We start from the raw sequence: 24,336 nt of genomic DNA on the forward strand, positions 1-24,336 counted from the left end.
AGAGGGGGCCGGGCCGGACGGGGGAGACGGGCACCATCGCCCAGGGCCTAGTTCAGCAGCTTGGCTTCGCGCGGCACGTAGCCCAGCAGCACGTCCAGGCGGTCGCCCAGCGTGGGGGCGCGCAGGGCGTCTTCGCGCTGCTCGGGTGTCAGGGGCAGGCTGGCGGCGGCAAAGCTGGCCAGCAGCAGCGGCTCACTGGGCGCGGCGCGGCGCAGGGCCTCGCCTTCTTCGGGTCGCAGGCGAATCAGGGCCGAGAGCAGCTCGCTCGCCGAGACCCGCTCCACCTCGGCATCGCTGCCTTCCAGGGGCCACAGCCGCACGTCGGCGGACAGGTACGGCTGGTCGAAGTGAAAGCGCTCAATCTCAAAGCGCTCGCCCCCCGTGACCAGGATGGTGCTGGTGCCGTCCTCGTGGCCCTGCGCCTGGCGTAGCGAGGCCAGCGTACCCACCCGCGACACCCGCTCGTGGAATGGCCTGTCCGACTCTTCCGAGGACACCACAATGCGCACGATGCCAAAGGGGCCCCCGCTGGCCTGCACGTCTGCCAGCAGGGCGCGGTACCGGGGTTCAAAGACGTACAGCGGCAGCAGTACGCCTGGAAACAGCACCAGCTTGGGCAGAGGAAACAGCGGAACGCGCATACGCCGTTATGGTGCCCCCCAGGCGCGCCCGGAACTTGAGCGCAGCCCACACACCACCGGGAAAAACGTCAACCGTTTCTGCATGGGCGCTTAAACCTCGCCCCACAAGCTCATCAGTCCGCTTTGGCGGGACGCTTCGCTGTGCGGCGCCGCTTGGGCGGGGGCGGCGGCGGGGCGCCCCAGGCCGCCAGCTCGGCCTCGCTGACCCCCAGGGCCAGCAGCGCCGCGCTGTCCTGCGGGGTCAGTGGGGCCTGGGCCAGCAGGTCCGGGCGCCGGGCCAGGGTGCGCTGCAGGGCCTGCTCGCGCCGCCACGCCGCCACCGCCGCGTGGTTGCCGCCGCGCAGCACCTCGGGCACCGCGTGGCCGTTCCATTCCGGCGGGCGGGTGTATTCGGGGTAATCCAGCAGGCCAGAACTGAACGAGTCCATCTGGTGCGACGCCGGGTCGCCCAGCACGCCGGGCCGCAGGCGCGCCACCGCTTCCAGCACGCAGGCCGCCGCTGCCTCGCCGCCCATCATCACGAAGTCGCCAATGCTGAGTTCCCGCGTGACCAGGGTCTCCACGCGGGCGTCGAAGCCCTCGTAACGGCCACACAGGAACGCGAGGTGGCGTTTGCCCGCCAGTTCCTCGGCCACTGCCTGGGTGAAGGGCTGGCCGGCCGGACTGAAGAGAATCACCTCGTCGGCCGGGGGCAGGCTCTCCAGGGCGCGCTGGGCGACATCCACCCGGATCACCATGCCGGCGCCGCCGCCGTACGGGGTGTCGTCCACCTTCAGGTGCTTGTTCTGGGCGAAGTTGCGCAGGTTCACCAGCTGCACGTCAATCAGGCCCCGGGCCGCCGCCTTGCCCAGAATCGCCTCCTGTGCAAAGGGAAAGAGCAACTCGGGAAACAGCGTCAGGAACGAGAAGGTTAGGGGTGTGGGCGTGGCCTCAGTCGTCACGGTCAGGATCGGGGTCGCCCAGCAGGTTCTCCGGGGCGTCGGCGGTGAGGGTAATGGCGCGCGGGCGGCCCTTGTCGTTGAGTTCGACCACCACATACGGCGCCTGCAGCGGCACAAACGACTCGCCGCCCGGGTGGCGCACCACCAGCAGATCCTGGCGCCCGCCGTCCAGGGCGTCGGTGACCTCGCCCAGCACCTCGCCCGAGGTCCCGTGGACACTCAGGCCGCGCAGTTCGTGGTAATAGTACACGCCCTCTTCGGGTTCGGGCAGTTCATCGTCGGCGGCGTACACCTGCAGGCCGCGCAGGTCCTCGGCGGCCTCGCGCGTGGTCACGCCCGCCAGCCCCAGCGCCACCCCGGGCGAGAGGGGCTCGGCCCTGGTGACCCGCAGCCAGCCCCGGCCCTCCACGTACACCCGCTTTAGTGCCAGCAGTTGCCCCGGGTCGCCCAGCACATACACCTTGACGCCGCCGCGCACCCCGTGCGGCCCCAGAAAGTGCCCCAGCCGGGTGCGGTCCTGTTCGCCCCCGCTCACGCTTTGCGGGGGGCGTCCAGGTCCACGTTCAGGCGCTCGCGCGGGTCGGCGGCGGCGCGCACCAGCGTGCGGATGGCCTGAATCACGCGGCCCTGACGGCCGATCAGGCGCCCTTCCTCGCCGGGGCCCACCCGCACGACCACGGTGGGGCCACGCCGCACGGCGCGCACCAGCGCCGGCTGGTCCACCACGCTCTGCGCGAGGTACAGGGTCAGTTCCACGGGATCGGTTTTCATGGCGGGCATTCTACCGCCTCCAGGGCCGCGCGCCGGACAACAAAAAAGGCCCCCCAGGTTGGGGAGCTTGTCCTGCACAGAGAATCGCTTAAGCGACCTTCACGCCCTGGCTCTTGAGCAGGCGGCGGGCGGTGTTGGTGGGCTGGGCGCCCTGGGCCAGCCAGTGGGCGGCGCGCTCGGCGTCCACCTTCAGGTAGTTTTCGGTGGTCTTGCGGGGGTCGTAGTAGCCCAGGCTCTCGATGTAGCCGCCGTCGCGGGGGCGGCGGGCATCGGTGACCACGATGCGGTAGTGGGGGTTATGGGTGGAACCAAAACGGGACAGGCGAATCTTAACCATGACAAACAACCTCGGAGGGGGGGTTTTGAGGGTACAGCGCCCGCTAGGATCACGGGGGTCATGCGCCCGTCAGCAGCCAACCGGGGTGCGCACCGAAGAAGGGTAGCAAATGCGCTGTAGAACGGCAAGGGTGCGTTAAGTATCTCGCTGTTGATCTTGAGATCAACCGAGCGGAGCGAGAAGCGAAAAAAGTGCCTCGCACCGGGAATGGAAACGTTTCTGCGTTTTTCTGAAACGTTGGAATGGAAGGGGCGAGGCACTTAGAACGGAGGAGGCAGCACGTCCTGGCCCCGGCGCAGCTGAAAAGCCATGCTGTCCGGGCCCAGCACGGAGCTGCCGCCCACCGTGCCCAGCGGGGCGCCGCGCCGCACCCGGTCCCCCACATGCACCGACAGTTCGCGCAGGCCCAGGTAGGCCGAGACCAGCGAGCCGTGGTCCAGCAGCACGATCCCGCCGGTTGAGCCGTAGAACGCCGCCGCCAGCACATTGCCGTCCTGGGCTGCCACCACCTGGGTGGCGCCGGACAGCACCACCCACGGCGACCCGCCCGTGCCGTACGGCGCGCTGACCCGCCCGCCCGGCAGCGGAAAGCCCAGTGGGCCCGACTGCGCAGGGAGGGGGGCCAATTGCACCTCGGCCTGCTGCTGCGCCTGTTCCACCTGCTGCTGGCGCTGTTGCAGGGCCGCCTGCTCCTGCTGCAGCTGCGCTTCACGCTGGCGCTGCTGCGAGAGACGCTGCTGCGCCTGCTGGGCGGCGGCGCGCTCGGCCGCTGCGCGGCTGGCCTGGGCACGGGCGGCGGCAGCCTGCCGCTCGCGGGCCACCCGCTCCTGCTCGGCGCGGATACGGGCCAGGCGCTCGGCTTCCTGCCGGGCCCGTTCCTGCGCTTCGCGGATGCGCCGCGCTTCGGCTTCGCGGCGACGGCGCTCCTCTTCCAGGCGGCGCTGGCGCTCGGCTTCCAGGCGGGCCTGCTCGGCCTGCACCTGCCCCACCAGCTGGTCAATGGTGCGCGCGGCCAGGGCCTGCTCGGCCTGCCGCTGGGCGGCCAGCGTGCGCTGCCCCTGCTCGCTGGTACGCAACTGTGCCAGTAGGGTGTTCTGCTCGGCGCGCTGGGCCTGCAGGGCCCGCAGCTTGCCCTGCCGCTGGGCCTGCAGGGTGCGCAACTCCTGCGCCTGCTGGGTTTGCAGGGCGCGCTGCTGTGCCAGCACCTTGACCTCGCCCTCCAGGGTGCGGATGACGCGGGTGTTGTACTCGCCCGCGCGGTTGGCGTACTGCAGCCGAATCAGGAGGTCCGACAGGCTGCGCGACTGCGAGAGTAGCTGCAGGTAGCGCCCGGAGCGGTCCCGGTACTGCAGCCGCAGAATCTCGCGCACGTCGCCCTGCAGCCGCGTCACGCGCGCCTGGGTCACTTTGAGCTGGCTGCCGGTGTCGGCCAGGGCCCGCTCGGCCAGGGTCACGCGGGCGGTGGCGGTGGCCAGTTCGTTTTCCAGCTGCCCGGCGCGCCGGGTCAGGTCGTCCAGGCGGCCCAGCGTCTGGCGCTGCTGCGCGCTGAGGCTGGCAATCGCCCGCCGCGCCTGCTCGATCTGCGCCACCTTCTGGGCGTTCAGTTCACGCTGCTGCTGCAGTTCGCGCTGCAGACTCTGCAGCCGCTCGCTGGTGGTCTGCGCCAGTCCGGCCTGCGGCACCCCCGCCAGCAGGGCCACAGCCAGCAGCGCCGTCGCACGCCTGCTCCGTGTCATTCCAGCTCCCGCAGATAGCGCCGCGTGGCGAACAGACTGCCCAGCAGCCCCGTCAGAATGCCCAGCACCGCCACGCCGCCCAGCAGCGGCAGCAGGGTGTCCAGGTCGCGCGCCACCGGAAAGACCGGGGCCAGCTGCTGCACCCGCCCCGCCAGCGCCAGATACGCCGGGGTGAGCAGGGACACCGCCAGCGCGGCGGCCAGCGTGCCCACCAGCAGCCCTTCAATGACGTGCGGCATGCGGATAAAGCCCCGCGTGGCCCCCAGCAGCCGCATCACGCTGATCTCATCGCGCCGGGCGTACATCGCCACCCGCACGGCGTTCAGGATGTTGAACAGGGTGCCCAGGAACAGCAGGCCCACCAGCACGTAGCCGGCCCCGCGCACGGCGGTCAGGGTGCGCACCGTGGGGTCCACGTAGTCGGCGCCGTATTCCACGTCCTCTACGCCGGGCAGCTGCGATACCGCCTGCGCCACCACCCGCGAATCCTCCACGCGGCCCACCCGCAGCCGCAGCGTGTCGGGGAAGGGGTTGCCCACCAGCGCCACGGCGTCGCGGGTGTAGGGCGAGTCCTGGGTCATTTCCTGCAGCACCTGCTCACTGGTGACCAGGGTGGCCTCACGCACCTGGGGCAGCTGCCGGACCTGGGCCAGCAGCACATTGTCCTGGGCGCCCGGCGTCAGGAAGGCCGCCACCTCCACCTGCGATTCCAGCTGTGAGAGCGTGCGGTTCACGTTCAGCGTGAGCAGCAGCACGAACCCCAGCATCAGCAGGGTCAGCGTCATGGTGACCAGCGTCGCCAGCGTGGCCGTGACATTGCCCCGCATGGCAAGCAGGGCCTGGCGGAAGTGGTAACTCATGGCTGGCCTCCGGCCAGGACGGTGGTTGAGGGTTGACGGTTGACGGAGAGGAGCGCCACACCATCAACGATCAACCCTTTCCCATCAACAGGCCGCACAGCGGCCTTCGCCGCCCTCACAGCGCATACCCCCCATACGGATCATCGCGCACCAGTTTGCCCTTGCGCAGGGTCAGGGTGCGGTGGCGGAAGGTTTCCACGAGGTCGCGGGCGTGGGTGGCGACAATCACCGTGGTGCCGCGCAGGTTCACGTTTTGCAGCACCTTGAGTACCTCACGGCTGTTGTCGGGGTCGAGGTTGCCGGTGGGCTCGTCGGCCAGCAGCAGGGGCGGGTTGCCCACGATGGCGCGGGCAATGGCCACGCGCTGCTGCTCGCCCTGCGAGAGCTGCACGGGCAGGGCGTATTTCTTGTGCTCCAGGCCCACGGTGCGCAGCGCGCCCGCCACCCGCTGCGGCCACTCGCGCCCCGGCACGCCGGTCACGCGCAGGGCAAAGGCCACATTGTCGTAGGCGTTCAGGTGCGGCAGCAGCAGGTTGTCCTGAAACACGGTGCCCATGCGGCGGCGCAGCAGGGCGGTGCGCCGGCCCCGGTAGCGCGCCAGCGGCTCGCCCGCCACCTTGACCTCGCCCCGGCTGGGCAGCGCGCGCTTAAGCACCAGACTCATGAAGCTGCTCTTTCCAGCCCCCGAATGGCCCACCAGGTACACGAATTCGCCCTTGCCCACGTGCAGCGACACGTCGTCCAGGGCCAGGGTGCGGGTCACTGGGTATTCCAGCGACACATTCTTGAAATCAATCACGCCGCACCCCGCAAGGAGAGGCGCAGCGGCAAGGCGGTGCGGTTGGTCATGCTCGCGGCCCAGCATAGCCTGGATGGTGGTGGGGGCGGTGAAAGGGTGAGGGGGGCTTTCTGTTTGGGCGAGTTCGTTTGCCCGCGTTGCCCCACCCCCCCAGCCCCCCTACCCCGGAGGGGCAGGGGGGAGTTTTCCGCTGCGCTCGGCAAACGTTGACTAACGATTTAGGGCAGCCTTCCTTCGCCCCGCGTTGTACGCCGTGGTCCGCCTTCGCCCATCGCCTCACGCCCGCGCGCTTCGCGCACGACGGCTTCCGTTGCTTGCCCCGTAGGAGTGAAGGGTAGGGACGCTTAGGGCACGAGGTTCTACTTTTGAAGGGCAGCTTTGGCCTTTGGCTGTTGTGTTGTTCAAAGTAGAACCCTCTGGGCCACACCAAGTTCCCTTGCCCCCGTACCGCCCAGGTCCAGACGAGGCCGTCGTGCCCGAAGGGCGCGGGCCATTGCGCGTTACCAGCGGATGGCGTCGAAGCCGGACACGTCAACGAATGGAGCAATCCATCCAACGCCAGTAGAAACTCTTGCCCAGCGCAGCGCCGCTCCCCCCTGCCCCTCTGGGGGAGGGGGGCTGGGGGGGTGGGGCCACACGCAGGCTAAACACAAACCACCCCCCCTGTAACAGCCGCCCCCTTTGATCTCATCCTCAAGCACTATCCTGCACACCGTGAACGCCAAACGTCTGACCGTTACCCTGGCCGCGCTGGGCGCGACCGCCGCCGTCGCCTACGCGCAACTGGGCGGGTACTCCCAGGCGAACCTCAGCAGCACCCCCGAGGGGCGCACCTTTCTGCAGGTCCTGAACGACCTCAACCGCCTGTACCTGTACCCGGTGGACCAGGAAAAGGTGCTGCGCGGCGCGATCACCGGCGCGCTGGGCAGCCTGAACGACGAATTCACGTACTACAGCGAGCCCGAGGACAACGCCATTGACGCCGCCAACCTGCAGGGCGAGTTCTTCGGCATTGGCGTGCAGCTGGTGGCGGCCAACGCCGACGGCACGGGCGGCAAGATTGACAACGTGTACAAGGGCGGCGCGGCGTCGGGTGCGGGCGTGCAGATTGGCGACCAGTTCCTGAAAATTGGCGACAAGGACGTCACGAACGCCAAGCTGAACGAGATCGTGCGCCTGGTGCGCGGCGAGCGCGGCACCACCGTCACCGTGACCTTCGCCCGCGACGGCAAGCCCTACACCGTCAAGATGGAGCGCCAGCCCGTGACCATCGTGAGCGTGGAATCCACCGTGCTGCCCGGCAACATTGGCTACATCGCCCTGAACACCTTCTACAACGAGAAGGTGACCGAGCAGTTCCGCGCGGCCGTGGCCGACATGAAGAAGAAGAACGTCAAGGGCCTGATTCTGGACCTGCGCGACAACGGCGGCGGCCTGCTGAACGCTGGCGTGGACGTGGCCGACCAGTTCATGCAGAGCGGCCCCATCGTGAGCCTGCGCGACCGTTCCAAGGCCACCGAGGTCTTCGGCACGGCCCGGCGCCAGGCCAGCGACTACACCGGCAAACTGGTGGTGCTGGTCAACAAGAACAGCGCCAGCGCCAGCGAGGTGGTCTCCGGCGCCCTGCAGGACACCGGCCGCGCGACCATCGTGGGCGAGCAGACCTTCGGTAAGGGCGTGGCGCAGATTCCCGTGACCCTGCCCGACGGCGGCAAGGCGGCCATCGTGAACAGCGAGTGGCTGACCCCCAAGGGCCGCCAGATTCACAAGAAGGGCGTGACCCCCGACGTGCTGGTCAAGGACACCCGCTTTACCACCCCTGTGAACTTCACCGGCGGCGGCGTGAAGCCCGGCGAGAAGATCACCCTGACCATCGAGGGCAAGCCAGTGACCGTGACCGCCGACAAGGACGGCAAGTTCACCTACACCGGCGAGATCAAGCGCCCCAGCCGCAGCGCCCAGCAGGGCGAGGCCACCGTGGACCTGCAGACCGACGCCATTCTGAAAAAGGCCGTGGACCTGCTGAAGTAAGGGCAAGTTGGAAAGGGCGGCTCCGGGAGGGGCCGCTCTTTTGTGCTTCAGGCTCGGCGTTGCTGCGCCTCCGTTCCTACGCCTTCTCTGGGCGCTCCTTCGCCTGCCACCAGTCGTCGAACGGCGACACCGGTTGGGCGCGCTTATGGCGGGTGGCGCGGTACAGCCCTTCCAGTCGCGCGGCCACCTCGAACGGCACCGGCTGGCCTTCCAGATAATCGTCAATCTGCGCGTAGGTCACGCCCAGGGCCACCTCATCGGGCAGGCCGGGGCGGTCGTCTTCCAGGTCGGCGGTGGGCACCTTCTGCCACGTTTCGGGCGGGGCGCCCAGCTCGGCCAGCAGCGCCGCGCCCTGGCGTTTGCTCAGGCCGCTCAGCGGGGTCACGTCCACGCCGCCGTCGCCGTACTTGGTAAAAAAGCCGGTCAGGGCCTCGGCGGCGTGGTCGGTGCCCACCACCAGCAGCCCCTCCTGCCCGGCCAGCGCGTACTGGGTGACCATGCGCAGCCGGGCTTTCACGTTGCCGCGCACGAAGTCGCGCAGCGGCGTGCCCAGCGCCTCGCCCGCCGCCTGCGCCGCCGCGTCGCTGGCCGCCTGAATGTTCACGGTCACGGTGCGGTCGGGCTGAATAAACGCCAGGGCCCGCGCGGCGTCGGCCTCGTCGGCCTGCACGCCGTAGGGCTGGCGCACCGCCACGAACTGGGCGGCCTCGCCCCCGGCGCGCAGCCGCTCGGCGGCCAGCTGGCACAGGCGCCCGGTCAGGGTGCTGTCCTGCCCCCCGCTGATGCCCAGCACAAAGCCCCGGGTGCCCGAAGCCCGCAGGTACGCGCACAGAAACGCCACCCGGCGCTCGACCTCGGCGGCCGGGTCAATGCTGGGCTGCACCCCCAGTTCGCGCCGAATCCTGTCCCTCAAACTGACCACGGGCGCAGTATGGCATGGCGTTGTTCCAGTCCCTGGGGCGCCTACACTGGGAGGCGTGAACGACCGGCCCACCCGTCTTCGCCTGCCGGCGCACGCCGCGCCCGCGCCCCCGCCCGGCACCGTGCGCGTAGATGACGCCCTGAGCGCCCTGGGCACCGGCCGCTTTCAGGTGCGGCTGCTCCTGATCTGCGGACTCACCTTCGCGGCGGCGGCCATGGAGGTGCTGGTGATGGGCTTTGCCCTGCCCGGCATCACCGCGCACTTTGGCCTGCAGGGCAGTCCCACACCGCTTCTCATGGCGACCTTTATCGGGATGCTGCTGGGCGCGCCGTTCTGGGGCCTGCTGGCCGACCGCCTGGGCCGCCGCCCGGTGTTTCTGACCACCACCGTGCTGGGCGTGGTCTTTGGCTGTCTGGGCGCGCTGTCGCCCAATGTGGAGGTGCTGTTCATTGCGCGGGTGCTCACCGGCTTTGCGGTGGGCGGCACCATGCCGGTGGATTACTCGCTGCTGTCAGAGTTTCTGCCCCCCGCGCGGCGCGGGCGGTTTCTGGTGCTGCTGGAAAGCTTCTGGGCGGTGGGCACCCTGGCGCTGGCGGCGCTGGCCTACGGCCTGAGCGTGCTGCTGCCCCCGGAAGCGGGCTGGCGCTGGCTGCTGGCCCTGGCCGCTCTGCCGGGGGTGGTGGGCCTGCTGGTGCGCGCCGGCGTGCCAGATTCGCCTTACTGGCTGCAGGTGCAGGGCCGCCTGGACGACGCCCGCGCGGCCCTGGCGGTGGTGGCCCGTGTGAACCGCCGCCCCCTGCCAGAGGCGCCCCTGAGTCCCCCACCCCCCGGCGCGGTCGCCGCCCGCCACCGGCACCTGCTGGGCCCCGCGTGGCGTGACCGCACCTTCCTGCTGGCAGGCGCGTGGTTTGGCATGAGTCTGGGCTACTACGGCATTTTTTCGTGGCTGCCGGCCTACCTGCGCACCCAGGGCGTGGATCTGGGCGAAACCTACCGCACCGCCATGATCCTGGCCATTGCCCAGATTCCCGGCTACCTGCTGGCCTCGCTGCTGATCGAGTGGGCCGGGCGGCGCGTGACCCTGGTGGCGTTTATGCTGGCCAGCGCGGCCGGGGCTTACCTGTTTCTGGTGGCTGGGGACTCCAGCGTGGCGGCGCTGCTCACCTCCGCGCTGCTGTCGTGCTCGCTGCTGGGGGGCTGGGGGGCGCTGTACGCCTACACGCCTGAACTGTTTCCCACCCCGCTGCGCGCCGGGGGCATGGGCCTGATCAGTGCGTTTGGGCGACTGGCCAGCGTGCTCTCGCCGCTGGCGGCCGGGGCGCTGCTCAGCGGCAACCTGGGGCAGGCCCTGAGCGTGTTTGCCGCCGCCTTCATCATCTCGGCCGGGTGCGTGTGGGGCATTGGCATCGAGACGCGCGGCCGTCCCCTGCCCGACGGAGAGCGGCACTGAACGCGGCCCGGACGCTGGCGGTGTACATCGGGCGCTTTCAGCCGCCGCACGCCGCGCACCTGCACACCATGCGCGCGGCCCTGGCCGGGCACGGCCAGCTGCTGGTGCTGCTGGGCAGCGCCAATCTGGCCCGCAGCGTTAAGAACCCCTGGAGCGCCGCCGAACGTGCCCGTCTGATCCGCCGCGCCCTGGCCGCCCAGGGGGTGCCCCTGACCGGGCTGCACCTGCGCCCGCTGCCCGATGACTTCAACGCTGTGCGCTGGGCCGCACGGGTGCGCGCCGAGGTGGAGGGCCTGGCCCAGCGCACCGGGTCCACCAGGGTGGTGCTCACCGGCTTTGAGAAGGACGCCAGCAGCGCCTACTTGCGCTGGTTTCCCGAGTGGGAACTGAATCCGGTGGCTGCCCAGGGCGACCTGAACGCCACGGCCCTGCGCGCCGCCCTGTTTGGGGATGAAGCCTTCCCGGCCTGGACCCCGCCCCCGGTGGCCGCCTTCCTGCAGGCGTTCCGGGCCACACCAGCGTTCGCCCACCTGCAGGCCGAATTCCAGGCGGTGCAGACAGAGCAGGAAGCCGGGCGCGGGTCCGGGCCCCGGCACGAGGTGCTGCGACTGTTTGTGGACCATGCCGGGCCAGGCCAGACCGCGCGGGTCTGGCTGGGGCGGCGCCCGGGGCCCATCGGCGCGGGGCTGCTGGCGCTGCCGGTGGAGGTGCTGCCCCCGGGTGCCCCGCCCCCCGTATCGGCCGCTGTCTTCGATCATCCGGCCCGCTCTCTGGGGTGGCCGGCGGTGGCCCATGTGGTGCCGGTCTCGGCGCCGCTTCCCGGCACCCGGCCCGTCTTGCTGGACAGCGCCCTGCGGCGCCCGCGCGCCTTCTTTGAGGACCACGCGGTGATCCTGGCGCGGCTGCGCACGCCTGGGCCCGGCCGCTGACGCTTGACACCCCCCGCCGCCGCGCCGCAAGCTGCCAGCGGATTTCCACCCCACACCCTGCGCCCCAAGGAGGCCCCTATGCCCTGGACCCGAGACGAGATGGCGGCCCGCGCCGCGCGCGAACTAAGTGACGGCTACTACGTGAACCTGGGCATTGGCCTGCCCACGCTGGTGGCCAACCATATCCCCGAAGGGGTATCGGTGATGCTGCAGAGCGAAAACGGCCTGCTGGGCATTGGCCCCTTTCCCACCGAAGCCGAGGTGGACCCCGACCTGATCAACGCGGGCAAGCAGACGGTCACCGCCCTGCCCGGCGCCAGCTTCTTTTCCAGCGCCGACTCCTTTGCCATGATCCGGGGCGGGCACGTGAACCTCGCCATTCTGGGGGCCATGCAGGTGAGCGAACAGGGCGACCTTGCCAACTGGATGATTCCCGGCAAGATGGTCAAGGGCATGGGCGGCGCCATGGACCTTGTGGCGGGCGTGCAGCGCGTGGTGGTGCTGATGGAACACACCGCCAAGGGGGACGCCCACAAGATCCTGCCCGAATGCACCCTCCCCCTGACCGGCAAGGGTGTGGTGGACCGGATTATCACCGATCTGGGCGTGCTGGACGTAACCCCTGCGGGCCTGCAACTGGTGGAACTGGCCCCCGGCGTGACCCTGGAGGAACTGCAGGCCAAGACCGGCGCGCCCGTCCACGCGTAAGCACCCAGGAGGGCTGACCAGGGGCGCCTCCGGGGGGCCTCTGGTTGCTGTTGAGGGGGAAGGGGAAAGAGCCTGGGCCGTGCCCTTGCCCCTGCGGCGTCGCGCTCGGAGGTCCTGCAAGGCAGAGGGTCGAAAAAGACCCCATCTAGATGACCAACGCGCGGGAGAACTGCCTCCTGGGCCGCTCTGGCAATGGGTCGCCCTGGCGCCGCGCCTCCCTGGCCGAGTGGTCAATCCTGCACGCGCAGTGTCGCCGCCCCTCCTATGCTGCGGCAGATGCGCCGCGCCCCCCTGCTGACCGTCCTGGCCCTGCCCCTGGGCTACGGGCTGGGCTGGTTCCTGTTTGGCCTGCCGGGTGGGGTCGTCCTGGCCGCCGTACTGGGGGCGGCCCTGGGGCTGGCCGCCGGGGTGGGCGGCGCCCGGGGCGTGGCCGGCTTTCTGCGCCTGCTGGCCCTGCTGCTACTGGCCGCCGGCATGCTGTGGCTGCTGGGCGGCGGCCTGCTGCTGCTGGGCATGACCACCTCGCCCAACAATCCCCTGCCTATCGGCCTGGGCGGGGCGCTGGTGCTTCTGGGACCGGGTGCGGTCCTGCTGTGGCTGTTGGGCGCTCTGGCGCGCCGGCTGGCCCAGGGCTCCCCGCCACTGCAGGCCAGCCCGGCGGCGCCGTTCATGCTGCTGGGCGGAGCACTGCTCTTTGCCTTCGCCCCAGCGGTGCGGGTGGACTGCCGGGGTCTGCAGGGCGACTCCTTTCTGCACGCGGACAGCGGCTTTTCTGGGGCCAGCGCCGACCAGACCTTCCGGGCCAGAAGGCCCACGCTGATCCCCGGCCGCGCCGAACTGCCGGCCGATTTCGTGGTGGACGGCGTGCGCGCCAGCGTCGCCCGCTGTTTCCAGGACCACCAGGGCCGGCCCCGCCCGCTGAGCCTGCGCGCCAGCGCGCCGCTGCTGGTGGTTCACCTGACCGAACGGGTGCGCCCCGGCATGCGGGCCTACGCGGCGGTCTTTACCCCCGGCGGGCACCGCAGGCTCACCCCCTGGCAGCCGGCCGGTCCGCCTTATAGCGCCCTGCGCGTCCACCGTCCGTACCACTGGCCCGGCTGGGTGGTCTTTCCAGAATTGCCAGAGCTGCCCCCAGCGTTAGAACAGGCGTTGCCGCCGTCTTCAGGTACCCGGTAGCACGCTGACCCGCGCCAGCACTGCCCCGTCCGGCTTGAGGGTCAGCCCCGCCGCCAGCCCCTGTGGTCCGCCGCCGGGCACCTCCAGCGAGAAGTCACGCAACACCAGGGCAGCGATCAGCGCGCTTTCCAGCAGGGCGAGGTGGTTGCCAATGCACATCCGGGCGCCGGCGCCAAAGGGCAGAAAGGCGTCGGGGGTGCGGGTCAGGCCCAGCCAGCGCTGTGGGCGAAAGGCGCCCGGCTCCGGCCAGTGGCGGCTGCAGCGCTGCACCAGAAAGACATTCACGCTCACGTGCGCGCCCTCGTCCAGTGGGACGCCGCCCACCGTCACTGGCCCGGTGGCCTGCCGGGGCAGCAGCCACGCGGGCGGGTACAGGCGCAGCGTCTCCTGAATGCAGGCCTGCAGCAGCGGCAGGGCCCGCACCTGCGCAGCGCCCGGGGCGCCCTGGCCCAACCCTGCGCGCACCTCGGCCTGCACCTGCGCGCGCACCTCCGGGTGGCGGGCCAGCGTCAGGAACAGGAACGTGAGCAGGGTGGCGGTCGTCTCGTGTCCGGCCAGGAACAGGGTCATCACCTCATCGCGCAGCTCGGCGTCGCTCAGGCCGGCGCCGCCTTCGTCGCGCGCGGCGAGCAGTTGCCCCAGCAGGTCGTGGCCACCGGGCCCCGCTGCCCGCCGCGCCGCGATGATGCGGTGCACGATCTGGTCCAGCGCCGCCCCCGCCGCCTGGGCCCGGCGCTCCCCGGGCGTGGGCAGGCGCCAGTCCACGGGGGACCGCACCCGGTCGGCAGTGCGGGAGAGCAGCGGAGGCAGTTCGCGCTCCACCACCGCCAGATCCTCGTCGGCCATGGCAGTGCCAAACAGCACCGTGGCCACGGCGCGCAGGGTCACGTGCAGCATCTCGCGCCCCACGTCCAAGGGCTCGCCGCTGCGGGCCGCCGCCTGCAGCCGGTCCAGTAGGGGAGAGGTGGACGCCACGATGTCATCCGCCATGCCCTCCAGCGCCGCGCGGTGGAAGGCAGGCTGCATCAGGCGGCGGTGGGTGCGCCACGTTTCGCCCTCGGCGGTCAGCAGCCCAGTGCCCAGGAACGGCTGCATCTTCTGAATGCCGCGCCCCTTGCGAAAGAAAGCGGCCTTATCCACCAGTACCTCGCGCGCGGCTTCTGGCGAGGCCACCACCAGCACGTCGCGCGGGCCTATGCGAATGCGGAACAGGTCGCCGTAGGCCGCGCGGCTGTGGCGCAAAAACCCCAGGGCGTCGCGGCGCAGTTCGGGCACGTGGCCCAGCCAGGGGGCCAGGGGCCCACGCGGGGGCGGGCCAGGAGGCCAGCCAGCAGGAAGGGTCATGCCCCAGTATGACGCCTGTTGCCCAGCCCCCACTTCTCCTAACGGGCGTTTGTTAGACTATGACCACAGATGACGCAGACCGACCCCAGCGCGCCCGCCGCGCCCCCCGCCCCCTGGCCTGACGCCCTGGCCCGCCTCGCTGCCGATCAGGCGCGGGTGCGCGCGGGCGGCGGCCCCAAGGCCCAGCAGCGCCAGCATGACAAGAACCGCCTGACCGCCCGCGAGCGCATTGCGCGGCTGGTGGACGAGGGTACGCCCTTCGACGAACTGATGACGTTTGCCGGCCACGGCATGTACGAGGACGTGGGCGGCTGCCCCTCGGGCGGCACTGTGACCGGGATTGGCACCATCGCCGGGCGCCCCTGGATGATCGTCGCCAATGACGCCACCGTAAAGGCCGGCGCCTTCTTTCCCATCACGGCCAAAAAGGTGATCCGCGCGCAGACCATCGCCCTGGAAAACCACCTGCCCGTCGTGTATCTGGTGGACAGCGCAGGCGTCTACCTGCCCATGCAGGACGAGATTTTCCCCGATCAGGACGACTTCGGGCGCGTGTTCTACCTGAACGCCCGCATGAGCGCCCGGGGCATTCCCCAGATTGCCGCCATCATGGGCAACTGCGTGGCGGGCGGGGCGTATCTGCCCGTCATGTGCGACACCCTGATCATGACCGAGGGCTCCGGGCTGTACCTCGCCGGGCCCGCGCTGGTGAAGGCCGCCATTGGGCAGGTCGTGGACAGCGAGGATCTGGGCGGCGCCAGTATGCACGCCTCGATTGCCGGCACTGTGGATTACAAGGAACCCGATGATGAGGCGGCCCTGAAGCGCATTCGCGCCCTGGCGGACCTGTACGCGCAGGGCGAGGTGGCCCCCTTTGCGAGGCGCCGCAAGGCGACCGTGCCCGCCCCCGACCGTGACCTGACCGACCTCGTAGGCTTTGACGGGGGCAAGACCTACGACGTGCGCGACCTGATCACCGCCCTGGTGGACGGCGGCGAGTTCCACGAATTCAAACCCGACTACGGCGAGACGTTGGTGTGCGGCTTTGCCCGTGCTGGCGGCTACCCGGTGGCGTTCGTGGCGAACCAGCGCACAGTGATCAAGAAGAAGCTCAAGAGCGGCGGCGAGCCGGGGCTACGCACCCGCATTGAGGTGGGCGGCGTGATCTACGGCGACTCGGCGGACAAGGCCGCGCGCTTCATCATGGACGCCAATCAGGCCGGGGTGCCGCTGGTGTTCCTGTCCGACGTGACCGGCTTTATGGTGGGCCGCGACAGCGAGCAGGAAGGGATTATCCGCCGAGGTGCCAAGCTGGTGAATGCCGTGAGCAACTCCGTGGTCCCCAAAATCACCATCATCACGGGCGGCAGCTTTGGGGCCGGCAACTACGCCATGAATGGCAAGGCCTACGCGCCCCGCTTCCTGTTCGCGTGGCCCAGCGCCAAGTACGCGGTCATGAGCGGCAACGCGGCGGCCAAGACCCTGCTGGATATTCAGCTGGCCGCCCTGAAGCGCGCGGGGCACCAGCCCGACGACGAGGAACTGCAGCGCCTGTACGACGAGGTGAAAGCCAAGTACGACACCGAACTGGACCCCCGCTACGCCGCTGCCCGGCTGTGGGTGGACGAGATCATTCCGCCCAACGGCACCCGTGACCGCCTGATCCGCGCCCTGGAGGCCTGCGCCCAGAACCCCGAGCAGGACGAGTTCCGGGTGGGCGTGTTTCAGGTGTAGGGCGCTGGCGCGCCTGTCTAAGGGTCAAAAGGTCGAAGGGTCTCAGAAAAGACCCAGACCCTTGCCCCCTCTGCATGGCTCGCCTCTGACTTGTCTGCCCCATCGCCTTAGACCCTTAGACTCTTCGACCCTTAGCCTCCCAAAGGAGCCTCCCATGACCAGCACCCTGTCCCGCCCCGACGCCGCCAACCCCAACACCGCCCCCCTCAACGACGACCAGCGCACCATCATCAGCGCGCTGAAGGCTTTCCTGAAAAACAAGGTGGAGCCTGGCGCCGCCGAGCGTGACCAGACGAGCGAATTCCCCTTCGAAATCGTGCGCGAACTGGGCGAGATGGGCATCATGGGTGCCCAGACCCCCGAGGAATACGGCGGGGCCGGTCTGGACACCGCCACCTTTGCCATGATCATCGAGGAGATTGCGGCGGTGGACGGCAGCCTGTGCCTCACCGTCGCCTCGCACAACAGCCTGTGCCAGGGCCACATCCTGATTGGCGGCACCGAGGCGCAGAAGGCCAAGTTCCTGCCCGACCTCGCCAGCGCCAAGAAGCTGGGCGCCTGGGGCCTGACCGAGCCTGGCAGTGGCAGCGACAGCGGCGGCATGCAGTCGCGCGCGGTCGAGCAGCCCGACGGCAGCTGGATTCTGAACGGCTCCAAGAACTTCATCACCCAGGGCAGCGTAGGCGGCACCTACGTGGTGCTGGCCCGCACCGACGCCGCCCGCCCCGGCAAGGGCAAGAACGATGGCATCTCGGCCTTCGTGTTCAACCGCGATGAGGTGCAGGGCTTCTCCATCGGCCGCAAGGAAGACAAACTGGGTCTGCGCAGCAGCGACACCGCGCAGCTCATCTTCGAGGACATTCACCTGCCCGCCGACGCCCTGCTGGGTGAGCGCGGCAACGCCTTCAAGGACGTGATGAAGGTGCTGGACGGTGGCCGCGTGGGCATTGCGGCGATGGGCCTGGGCCTGGGCCGCGCCGCCTACGAGTACGCCGCGCGCTACACCATGGGCCGTGAGCAGTTCGGCAAGCCCATTGCCCATAACCAGAATCTCGCCTTCCGCCTGGCCGACATGGACACCAAGCTGGAAGCCGCCCGCCTGCTGATCCGCAAGGCCGCCGACCTGAAAGACGCCGGCATGAACTTCACCGTGCCCGTGGCCCGCGCCAAGCTGTACGCCACCACGGTGGGCGTGGAAGCCTGCGACGAGGCCATTCAGATGCTGGGCGGCTACGGCTACATCAAGGAATACCCCGTCGAGCGCTTCTGGCGCGACAACCGCCTGACCCGCATTGGCGAGGGCACCGACGAAGTGCAGCGTCTGGTGATCAGCCGCGACGTCCTCAAGCGTTTCGCGGAATAAGCCAACAGACCGATTTTTAGCCTGAGGCGCGGCGGCCATCCTGGGATGGTGCCGCGCCTCAAGACCATTTCTCTCCGAACGTTGCTGTTGGCTAGGAACAAACTGCCTTTGCGCCCCGATGACCGGATGGAGCGTGTGCTGGAACGCTTTCGACTCCCTTTTGATGCCTGTCGGGTGGGCAAGCACAGCTGTTACCTCATGCAGGGGAATCTCGTGTTCTGGTTTCTGAGCGGCGAGTTGCGTAGCCTCGAACTGACTGTGGCCCACGAGCCGTCCGACCTCATCAACTGGTGCGGGTTTGATTGGGTGCAGGACAGAGACCGCTTGCTGCATTGGTGCCACGCTGAAGGCATTCCACTCGATCTGATGGTGGAAGAAGGGGAAAGTTAGCTCTGGTAGAGCCCGTCCGGCGCCCTGCTGTCCCTTCACGAGGAGCGGCTCTGGAACGTCACGCTGGACTTGTTCACACCGGAATCGTCACGCGGGGCCGGATCTGAACCGAGTCCCGGTGAGACTCAATGACCCGGCCCACGTCAGTCAGGGTCTGGGTGGCGCGCATGGCGTCGTAATACTGCAGCCGCCGGGCCACCGCGCCCAGTTCAAAGGTCCAGTACAGGCCCATCAGGGGGTTGATCCACAGTTCGCTGCCCTGCGTGCGACTGGTGACGTGGTGGTCACCGTACTGCCCGTCCACCGCGCTGAGAATGCTGCTGTTCACGATGCTGGTATACCGGGGCATCATCTGAAAGACGGCCTCGCAGGCGTCGCGGTATTTGCGGACGGCCGGCATGTCCGGCGTCAGGCTGAAGGCCCCCAGGTAGGCGCCTGCCCGCGTAAGTTCCGCTGCGGCCTCCAGATAGTGCGCGTGGCAGACCCCGTGAAAACGGTCTATGCCGAAGCCCAGGCAGGCCAGCAGTTTCTGGACGCCGCCCAGTTCGTTCACGGCCACCAGGCTGGTGGCGTCCTCGTGGGGGGTGCCCAGGTCCACCTCGTCGCCGCGCATCAGGGAATCGGTGCCGCCGTCCACCAGTAGTACGGTGTCCACCTGCAGGTGCCGGACCAGCGCTTCATAGGCGGTCTTCAGGGGCGCGGCGCCCACCTTGCGAAAGGCGTAGACGGTGTCCGGCTCGCCCTGGGTGCGCAGCCAGCGGCTGAGCCAGTATTCCGGGAAATAATCGCCCGGCGTGACCAGCAGGTCCGGGGTCACTTCAAACACCGCCTGCGCCAGAGGCGGCCGGGGAACATACGGCAGGCTGGTAAACGAGTAATTGGCTAGAAACACGGCCTTGCCCTCGGCTCTCATAGCGGTAGCCAGATGACCTGAAGGGTCCACCTTCAGGTCATCTGGGGCGAGCGGAGCGAGTGACCGCGACGGACAGCGGTTGGAGTGGAGTTGAGGGGGGTGCTTTCCTCCCCTGGGCGGCACGGAAGACCGCTGTCAGGGCAAAGTACAGCGGTAGGCCACAGAACACATCAAAGCCGCCGCCCATGCCCGCGATCAGGATGCGCCGACTGGACGCCAGCGCTTTGAAAAAGGGGGGCTGCACCGCGCTGAGCATGCCTCCATTCTCCCAGACCGGCGCGGCGGCGTTGCGTGACCATTCCCGGCCCTGCAACGCCCGCGCAACACTGGCCCTGGCATCCTCTGGCCCATGAAGCTGCGGCTTCCCCGGAGGTGCCCTATGAACCGAGTTCTGCTCAGCGCCGCCCTGCTGCTCTCTGGCAGCGCCCTGGCCCAGTCCATTCCCTTTGTCTCGGACGCCTTGAACTATGCCCGTACCGGCACCGTAGCCAAGGACACGCGCGCGGTGGTCTACGCCACCGTGACCCTGGTGTCGGCCCTGCCCGCCCAGACGGCCGACCGCACCGTGGTCGCCTACGGCAGCGGGCCTTTGGACCTGGGCGGCGCGGCGGGCGCGCCACAATTGACCGGTGAGTTTCCGGTGCTGTGGAACACCGGCAAGCCCTTCCTGAACACTGGGGCCACTGTGAGCCTGACCCTGAACCCGGACGGCAGCGCCCTGGTGGGCCTGAAGCTGGACGGCAAGAATTTTCTGGGGCGGCCCCCCGCGCCCGTGAAGTTCACCCCGGCCGGCGAGGTGCTGGTGGCCACCGGGACAAATCTGGGTAGCTTCCGCACCATGACCCTCACGCTAAACAAGGGCATCTGGCCCCCGCCCGCCGCGCAGACCGCCAAACCAGTGCAGCCTGCTCAGCCCCCCAAACCCACTGGCGTCCGCGTGCGGGTCAGCAGCCGCCTTGTGGTCACCAACGCCGACGACGGCTTTGCCGACAACACGGTGGAGCTGTACGGCCCCATCCGCTACAACACGGGCGAACTGAACCTGTACAACAACTCGGCAGGCAAGGGCACGCAGTTTGCCGGCGAAACGATCATTGTGGACATTCCGTTCGCCAACGCCGACGCCCGGTTCCTGTCGGTGGCGGGCCGGATCGTGGACCGCGATTCACTCTCAAAGACCGATCTGCTGTGGCAGCACCCCGGTGCCAAATTCGACCTGCTCAAAGCCGTGCAGGACAAACCCCAGGGCCCCACCTCATGGACCCTACCGGGTGACCGCAACGATGAAAGCGCCGACGTGCAGATCACGGTGGAAAAGGTGGAAGACCTGTACTGAGTAGGGCTACGGACAGTGTTTACGAGTGAATGGGTCGCCACGAAAAGACTGTGTGGAACGCTGACCGCTCACTTCCTTCCCTTTTGGGAGGAGGTGAACGGCGTGTTCATTGGTCGCCCAGACTGAATGTTGAGCCTGCCCGTCGCCAATAGGTCTCTAAAAATTTCTGACGTGGTGTGGGGAAAAGCTGGTTCCTCCCTGTCGATGACGGAGGGCCGCCCCCGTGACCCCTGCGGCCGAGCACCAGTGGGCCTTACTTGACGTTCCGGGCGTAGACCTGGAGCTCGTAGGAGCCGGACACTGGGGTATAGACCAGGCCATTGCGGCTGCTGCTCACGGTCCGCAGGCGCAGAGTGACCAGATTCTTGCCGCCTGTGGTTGCGTAGGAAAAGGCGTTCTGACCCGCTACGAGCGTGAGGTTGTCCGTGACGTACCCACTTCTGGCTGTCCCCATGTATGACGCGGTATTTGAGGGCGGCGCGACAGCCGTGCAGGTGGTGGGCACAGCTGGATCCGTCAGGGGCACCTGTGTCTCCTTCAGGCCGTAAGCCCCTGCCGAGGCCGTGTCCAGGCCCGGTGCTGGCGTTTTTTCGGCGGCAGGAATGGCGCTGCGTGCCACGTAGCGGAACGCGTGTAAGGTCCAGTTGACCGGTACGTCCGTACCGCAATCAGGGTTAAGGGTTGGCAGGACCACCGCCAGGCACGGCGCCGCAGCAGACATCTGGCAGACTTCGCCGTCCACCGTGATGCCGTCACGAACAGCTTGGGCCGTCTTCACCCGGTCCCCCAGATACCCACCGACCTCATTCAGCCCCTGAAGCCTCAGCGCTGCATTGTTCTGAGCATCGGTAAATCCAATGACACTCGTCTGCAGATTGAGCACCAGAACAATCAGAATGCCGAAGATGGCCAGGGCGATCAAAACCTCGATGAGGGTGAAGCCGCTCTGCTTCATAGATTGGCCTGGGTGATATCAAGCACGAACGAATAGTCGCGGTTATTGAGGGTGCAGCCCAAACTGACGCGCTTAAGAACATCCGTTGTGGACGCACTCCCTGTCGGGCTGACCGCCGTGTATTGCAGCGTGGTCTGCACGGTCTTCGTTGGGCAGCTGAGACCATCGCCAGTGTTTGGCACGGCAATGGCTCTGGGGTCGGCGTTGAAGTTGACCGCCATGGCAGACCGAACAGCCTCGAAATATGACCTCGCGGCCAGCGTCACGCGCTGCTGATCCCGCGCTGCTGTGTTGGTCTGGGCCAGGCTGGGCAGCATGGTCAGCAGAACAGACATCATCAACACGAAAATCGCCAGCGCCACCAGAACTTCAATCACGGTAAACCCTTTGTTGTTCACTGCACCACCACCTTCCCCATCAAGCTGATGACACGAACAGACCGCGTGACGCTGGTCCGGCGTGTGGACTGGACAGCAATGGCCTGAGGCACCGCATCAATCTCGACGTTGCCGTACGGCGGCAGGAACACCAGGGCGCTGGTGGTCTGGGCGGTGGCGCCCTCAAGTGTGCTGGTCCGGGCCCCTGTGCCCGTTGCCGTCCAGGCGCCACCCACGCGCTGAACGGGCGTGAGCGTGACCAGGCTGCTGCCAGCCGTGGTGCTGACCCTTTGCGCGGTCCCGCGCTTGGCCTGCGTACGGGCATTCTGAAGCTGTTGTGCCAGGAACACAGCGGCAGATTGAGTTTCCGCCTGGGCCAGCCACCGGAGGTAGCTGGGCAGGGCCAGCGCACTCAGAATGGCGATGATCGCGATCACGATCAGCACCTCAATGAGTGTGAATCCCTGGTGCTTCACCGCTGTCTCCAGTAGCCCACTTGGCTCGTAAAGTCATACGGCCCTGAGCTGCCGACGGCGTCCATCAACGCGTCCATGCTGTAGGTCACCTTGCGACCATTACCGGCGAAGAACGAGGCATCATTGTCCAGCCCGATCACAGCGCCGCTGGAGTCAAGGATGCTGCCCTCCACGACCAGGGCCCCGCAGAGCTCAAGGCCACCCTGAATTCTGACATTCCCGCGCACATAGAGGATTCCGGAAAGGCCACACTGAGGCGCACCGTTCTGGTTGATGGTCAGGTCGCCGTCAACGATGATGATGCCTTTGCCTGTCAACTTCTCGCTGTTGAGGTTGATGGACTCGCCACTCGTTCCGCCCTGGCCCATAATCCAGTGCATCCCTTCTGCGGTGCCGTCGAAGGATTGGTCGAATTCAACCTTGGACATGGCCTTCATATCGCTAGGCGTCATGTTGAATGTCTTGAGGAACAAGGCGTCATTGAGGGCCGAAGGAATGAGATCTCCCCGCCCTTGAAGGGTCCTGCCCGTAACAGAAGCGTTGTTGGAGTTGCTGAAGGTTCCTGCCGTGACCACAGCGTTGGTCGTCTTGGTGACGGCGCTGCCTTCACGAATGCCGCCTGTGCTTCCAGCCAGGGGAGGCGCCGTTCCATTCCAGGAGATCGAGAGATTCTGACTGTTGCCCGTCTTGACCGCGCTGTTCACGGTGGCTGTATAGGTCGTAGTGCCGACGGTGACGCTGAGGGTGTCACCTGGGATAAAAGTTTCCAGCGCGCGCACCACCATAGAGTTCGAGGTATAGGACTCCACCCCGTTGGTCACGAAATCCAGGTCAAGCTGTCCACTGTCCAGGGGGGGCAGAAGCGTGCCCGTCAGGCCAGAGAAATTGACCGGACGCAGGTCAAGCGACGTGCCGTAGTTGGTCGTCACCTGGAAAGTCCCGGTGCCCGTGCCGACAGGCAGTCGAACGTAGGAGCCTTCCGGCAGCTGCCGGGACCGGGCCTGAGAGCCACCCGTCACATCCACAGTGATGTTGTCGGTCGCGCTGAGAGCTCCATTTGTCTGGTTGTCCCGGGTGACTTTGAGGAGTCTTTGGTACACCCCGTCGTTGCGCCCGCCCAAAGCGCCACCAACAATCTCAACGCCCCCTTGCAGCGCCACGCTGGGCCGGGAGGTCACTGCCCCGGGCACGTTGGGGAAGGGAAGGCTCGTCTTCAGCGCCGAGTAGGTCTGGACAATTCTCGCCGTATTGCCATTCAAAGTGCCTGTGGAGCGGATGTCAACGCTGGCCAGGCGGTATTCCTGCGGGGAGGTTCCGGCGACCGGCTCAATCCTGATGCCGGCCACGGAGAGCTGAACGTTGCCGTTATTCCCCACCGCGAAAGTGCCGACCTTTTCCGAGCCAGACGTTGACTTTGAGAGCCAAGTTCTCAGGGCATTCGTGTAGTAGGCCTCACAAGAAGTGAGGCACGTGGGCGCGGCATTGAAAGGGGCGATGCTGAGCGAACGGGCGACGAACGCGTTCTGTCCAGATTCGCTGACCAACGCAACGTTGAAGGCTTGGGCCTCGTTGGCGGTGCTCACGCGGTTGCCAAGGGTCATTTGCATGCTGCCGACCAGCATCGCCAGAAGGAGGACCCCTGTGAAAAGCACGATCACGATTGTGGTAACGCCATCCTGGCGATGGGACATGGGCATAGGCTTGACCTCCACCTGCATTCTGAAGGGGATGAGAGAAAGGTCCCTACCCCAAATTAGGTACCCCAGATCGGGTAGACCTCGTGCCATATGTCATAAATAAGCACTGTCACAGTTGGATTTTGCACGGCGACCACCCAAGTGTATGACCAATGTCACAAGTTCATGAGCAATCCGGCCGCAGGTGTGGAACAGCTTGAACGAGGTCCATTTTTCGGTGCTGTATCTGAACAGAAGCATTGAATGGGTCTGGTGGTAGGTGACCCTCTTATGCACGCGCATCTCGGAGATGGCCCGCGAGAGAACCCATGCTCGCGCCTTAAAGACCAGGGCCTTTTCAAGGTCAGCGGAATCCAAACGCAGCAGCTCCACAACCGCCCTGGCCGGGGACCTCAGCGCAGACCGGGTTGAGCCAGCGTGACTGTTTCGTCCGCCGGTTCGACTGGGCGC

The 24,336-nt window shown here is 67.7% G+C and carries 24 protein-coding genes; 9 read left to right on the forward strand and 15 right to left on the reverse strand.

Annotated features, from left to right (window positions below; genetic code table 11):
* Positions 1 to 47: 47 nt before the first annotated feature.
* From KMW22_RS03875 to ftsE, 8 genes are all read right to left on the reverse strand, one after another.
* On the reverse strand, positions 48 to 641 hold the full coding sequence (locus tag KMW22_RS03875) for an LON peptidase substrate-binding domain-containing protein (RefSeq protein WP_221088715.1): 594 nt from the start codon (positions 639 to 641) through the stop codon (positions 48 to 50).
* Between the two features lie 113 nt (positions 642 to 754).
* Positions 755 to 1,582, reverse strand: a complete 828-nt coding sequence (trmD, locus tag KMW22_RS03880; RefSeq protein ID WP_328774587.1) for a tRNA (guanosine(37)-N1)-methyltransferase TrmD — start codon at positions 1,580 to 1,582, stop codon at positions 755 to 757.
* Positions 1,572 to 2,117 (reverse strand): ribosome maturation factor RimM, encoded by a 546-nt coding sequence (gene rimM / locus KMW22_RS03885; protein WP_221088717.1) that lies wholly within the window; start codon positions 2,115 to 2,117, stop codon positions 1,572 to 1,574. Before rimM ends, trmD begins: the two co-directional genes overlap by 11 nt.
* Complete coding sequence (locus KMW22_RS03890) at positions 2,114 to 2,353, reverse strand: KH domain-containing protein (RefSeq protein WP_221088718.1); 240 nt, start codon at positions 2,351 to 2,353, stop codon at positions 2,114 to 2,116. The genes rimM and KMW22_RS03890 overlap by 4 nt, the downstream gene beginning before the upstream one ends.
* 88 nt (positions 2,354 to 2,441) lie before the next feature.
* On the reverse strand, positions 2,442 to 2,690 hold the full coding sequence (rpsP, locus tag KMW22_RS03895; protein WP_221088719.1) for a 30S ribosomal protein S16: 249 nt from the start codon (positions 2,688 to 2,690) through the stop codon (positions 2,442 to 2,444).
* Between the two features lie 260 nt (positions 2,691 to 2,950).
* The gene (locus tag KMW22_RS03900; RefSeq protein ID WP_221088720.1) at positions 2,951 to 4,426 is read right to left on the reverse strand and encodes a murein hydrolase activator EnvC family protein; all 1,476 of its coding nucleotides are present in this window, start codon (positions 4,424 to 4,426) and stop codon (positions 2,951 to 2,953) included.
* Complete coding sequence (locus KMW22_RS03905; RefSeq protein WP_221088721.1) at positions 4,423 to 5,286, reverse strand: cell division protein FtsX; 864 nt, start codon at positions 5,284 to 5,286, stop codon at positions 4,423 to 4,425. Before KMW22_RS03905 ends, KMW22_RS03900 begins: the two co-directional genes overlap by 4 nt.
* Positions 5,287 to 5,401: 115 nt before the next feature.
* Complete coding sequence (gene ftsE, locus KMW22_RS03910; RefSeq protein ID WP_221088911.1) at positions 5,402 to 6,085, reverse strand: cell division ATP-binding protein FtsE; 684 nt, start codon at positions 6,083 to 6,085, stop codon at positions 5,402 to 5,404.
* Positions 6,086 to 6,799: 714 nt separating this feature from the next.
* On the opposite strand from ftsE, the gene KMW22_RS03915 reads away from it, so the two are divergent.
* Entirely contained in the window at positions 6,800 to 8,116 is a 1,317-nt protein-coding gene (locus KMW22_RS03915; protein WP_221088722.1) for a S41 family peptidase, read from the forward strand.
* A gap of 76 nt (positions 8,117 to 8,192) precedes the next feature.
* Here KMW22_RS03915 and nadE read toward each other — a convergent pair whose 3' ends face one another.
* Positions 8,193 to 9,038 carry an ammonia-dependent NAD(+) synthetase gene (gene nadE / locus KMW22_RS03920; RefSeq protein ID WP_221088723.1) on the reverse strand — a complete coding sequence of 282 codons (846 nt, stop codon included), beginning with the start codon at positions 9,036 to 9,038 and terminating at the stop codon, positions 8,193 to 8,195.
* Between the two features lie 55 nt (positions 9,039 to 9,093).
* Between nadE and KMW22_RS03925 the strand changes: the two genes are divergently transcribed.
* The 4 genes from KMW22_RS03925 (at position 9,094) to KMW22_RS03940 (ending at position 13,301) form a co-directional block, all read left to right on the forward strand.
* Positions 9,094 to 10,488 carry an MFS transporter gene (locus KMW22_RS03925; RefSeq protein WP_328774588.1) on the forward strand — a complete coding sequence of 465 codons (1,395 nt, stop codon included), beginning with the start codon at positions 9,094 to 9,096 and terminating at the stop codon, positions 10,486 to 10,488.
* Positions 10,489 to 10,508: 20 nt separating this feature from the next.
* The gene (locus KMW22_RS03930) at positions 10,509 to 11,417 is read left to right on the forward strand and encodes an ADP-ribose pyrophosphatase (protein ID WP_328774589.1); all 909 of its coding nucleotides are present in this window, start codon (positions 10,509 to 10,511) and stop codon (positions 11,415 to 11,417) included.
* Positions 11,418 to 11,495: 78 nt separating this feature from the next.
* Positions 11,496 to 12,125 (forward strand): CoA transferase subunit B, encoded by a 630-nt coding sequence (locus KMW22_RS03935; protein ID WP_221088725.1) that lies wholly within the window; start codon positions 11,496 to 11,498, stop codon positions 12,123 to 12,125.
* A 276-nt stretch (positions 12,126 to 12,401) separates the two neighbouring features.
* Positions 12,402 to 13,301: a hypothetical protein gene (locus KMW22_RS03940; protein WP_221088726.1), complete on the forward strand. Its 900-nt coding sequence runs from the start codon at positions 12,402 to 12,404 to the stop codon at positions 13,299 to 13,301.
* On the opposite strand, the gene KMW22_RS03945 is transcribed toward KMW22_RS03940, so the two are convergent.
* Positions 13,287 to 14,645, reverse strand: coding sequence for a cytochrome P450 (locus KMW22_RS03945; protein ID WP_221088727.1), 1,359 nt, complete (start codon positions 14,643 to 14,645; stop codon positions 13,287 to 13,289). The genes KMW22_RS03940 and KMW22_RS03945 overlap by 15 nt on opposite strands.
* Positions 14,646 to 14,714: 69 nt before the next feature.
* Here KMW22_RS03945 and KMW22_RS03950 point away from each other — a divergent pair, with 69 nt between their 5' ends.
* The 3 genes from KMW22_RS03950 to KMW22_RS03960 all read left to right on the forward strand — a co-directional run bounded on the left by KMW22_RS03950 (position 14,715) and on the right by KMW22_RS03960 (position 18,132).
* Positions 14,715 to 16,379 carry an acyl-CoA carboxylase subunit beta gene (locus KMW22_RS03950; protein WP_221088728.1) on the forward strand — a complete coding sequence of 555 codons (1,665 nt, stop codon included), beginning with the start codon at positions 14,715 to 14,717 and terminating at the stop codon, positions 16,377 to 16,379.
* A 154-nt stretch (positions 16,380 to 16,533) separates the two neighbouring features.
* Complete coding sequence (locus tag KMW22_RS03955; protein ID WP_221088729.1) at positions 16,534 to 17,742, forward strand: acyl-CoA dehydrogenase family protein; 1,209 nt, start codon at positions 16,534 to 16,536, stop codon at positions 17,740 to 17,742.
* Between the two features lie 48 nt (positions 17,743 to 17,790).
* Positions 17,791 to 18,132 (forward strand): hypothetical protein, encoded by a 342-nt coding sequence (locus KMW22_RS03960; protein WP_221088730.1) that lies wholly within the window; start codon positions 17,791 to 17,793, stop codon positions 18,130 to 18,132.
* Positions 18,133 to 18,205: 73 nt separating this feature from the next.
* Here the strand turns inward: KMW22_RS03960 and KMW22_RS03965 are convergent, their stop codons facing one another.
* A complete protein-coding gene (locus tag KMW22_RS03965) occupies positions 18,206 to 19,045 on the reverse strand; it encodes a DUF1152 domain-containing protein (RefSeq protein WP_221088731.1) in 840 nt (279 codons plus the stop codon).
* 379 nt (positions 19,046 to 19,424) lie between these two features.
* Here KMW22_RS03965 and KMW22_RS03970 point away from each other — a divergent pair, with 379 nt between their 5' ends.
* A complete protein-coding gene (locus tag KMW22_RS03970; RefSeq protein ID WP_221088732.1) occupies positions 19,425 to 20,381 on the forward strand; it encodes a hypothetical protein in 957 nt (318 codons plus the stop codon).
* 253 nt (positions 20,382 to 20,634) lie between these two features.
* Here the strand turns inward: KMW22_RS03970 and KMW22_RS03975 are convergent, their stop codons facing one another.
* The 4 genes from KMW22_RS03975 to KMW22_RS03990 are packed head-to-tail and all read right to left on the reverse strand — an operon-like array spanning position 20,635 to position 23,880.
* Complete coding sequence (locus tag KMW22_RS03975) at positions 20,635 to 21,336, reverse strand: PulJ/GspJ family protein (RefSeq protein WP_221088733.1); 702 nt, start codon at positions 21,334 to 21,336, stop codon at positions 20,635 to 20,637.
* Complete coding sequence (locus KMW22_RS03980; protein ID WP_221088734.1) at positions 21,333 to 21,734, reverse strand: prepilin-type N-terminal cleavage/methylation domain-containing protein; 402 nt, start codon at positions 21,732 to 21,734, stop codon at positions 21,333 to 21,335. The genes KMW22_RS03975 and KMW22_RS03980 overlap by 4 nt, the downstream gene beginning before the upstream one ends.
* Entirely contained in the window at positions 21,731 to 22,189 is a 459-nt protein-coding gene (locus tag KMW22_RS03985; protein WP_221088735.1) for a prepilin-type N-terminal cleavage/methylation domain-containing protein, read from the reverse strand. The genes KMW22_RS03980 and KMW22_RS03985 overlap by 4 nt, the downstream gene beginning before the upstream one ends.
* Entirely contained in the window at positions 22,186 to 23,880 is a 1,695-nt protein-coding gene (locus KMW22_RS03990; protein WP_221088736.1) for a hypothetical protein, read from the reverse strand. The genes KMW22_RS03985 and KMW22_RS03990 overlap by 4 nt, the downstream gene beginning before the upstream one ends.
* Between the last annotated feature and the right edge of the window lie 456 nt (positions 23,881 to 24,336).

Origin of the sequence: Deinococcus aquaedulcis (assembly GCF_019693445.1) — a bacterium.
GTDB lineage: Bacteria > Deinococcota > Deinococci > Deinococcales > Deinococcaceae > Deinococcus > Deinococcus aquaedulcis.

Excerpts from the sequence above, each read along its gene's own strand:
- KMW22_RS03875 (WP_221088715.1), bottom strand. The coding sequence starts at position 641 with ATGCGCGTTCCGCTGTTTCCTCTGCCCAAGCTGGTGCTGTTTCCAGGC.
- KMW22_RS03890 (WP_221088718.1), bottom strand. The coding sequence starts at position 2,353 with ATGAAAACCGATCCCGTGGAACTGACCCTGTACCTCGCGCAGAGCGTG.
- rpsP (WP_221088719.1), bottom strand. The coding sequence starts at position 2,690 with ATGGTTAAGATTCGCCTGTCCCGTTTTGGTTCCACCCATAACCCCCAC.
- KMW22_RS03900 (WP_221088720.1), bottom strand. The coding sequence starts at position 4,426 with ATGACACGGAGCAGGCGTGCGACGGCGCTGCTGGCTGTGGCCCTGCTG.
- KMW22_RS03905 (WP_221088721.1), bottom strand. The coding sequence starts at position 5,286 with ATGAGTTACCACTTCCGCCAGGCCCTGCTTGCCATGCGGGGCAATGTC.
- KMW22_RS03935 (WP_221088725.1), top strand. The coding sequence starts at position 11,496 with ATGCCCTGGACCCGAGACGAGATGGCGGCCCGCGCCGCGCGCGAACTA.
- KMW22_RS03940 (WP_221088726.1), top strand. The coding sequence starts at position 12,402 with ATGCGCCGCGCCCCCCTGCTGACCGTCCTGGCCCTGCCCCTGGGCTAC.
- KMW22_RS03945 (WP_221088727.1), bottom strand. The coding sequence starts at position 14,645 with ATGACCCTTCCTGCTGGCTGGCCTCCTGGCCCGCCCCCGCGTGGGCCC.
- KMW22_RS03950 (WP_221088728.1), top strand. The coding sequence starts at position 14,715 with ATGACGCAGACCGACCCCAGCGCGCCCGCCGCGCCCCCCGCCCCCTGG.
- KMW22_RS03955 (WP_221088729.1), top strand. The coding sequence starts at position 16,534 with ATGACCAGCACCCTGTCCCGCCCCGACGCCGCCAACCCCAACACCGCC.
- KMW22_RS03965 (WP_221088731.1), bottom strand. The coding sequence starts at position 19,045 with ATGAGAGCCGAGGGCAAGGCCGTGTTTCTAGCCAATTACTCGTTTACC.
- KMW22_RS03970 (WP_221088732.1), top strand. The coding sequence starts at position 19,425 with ATGAACCGAGTTCTGCTCAGCGCCGCCCTGCTGCTCTCTGGCAGCGCC.
- KMW22_RS03975 (WP_221088733.1), bottom strand. The coding sequence starts at position 21,336 with ATGAAGCAGAGCGGCTTCACCCTCATCGAGGTTTTGATCGCCCTGGCC.
- KMW22_RS03990 (WP_221088736.1), bottom strand. The coding sequence starts at position 23,880 with ATGTCCCATCGCCAGGATGGCGTTACCACAATCGTGATCGTGCTTTTC.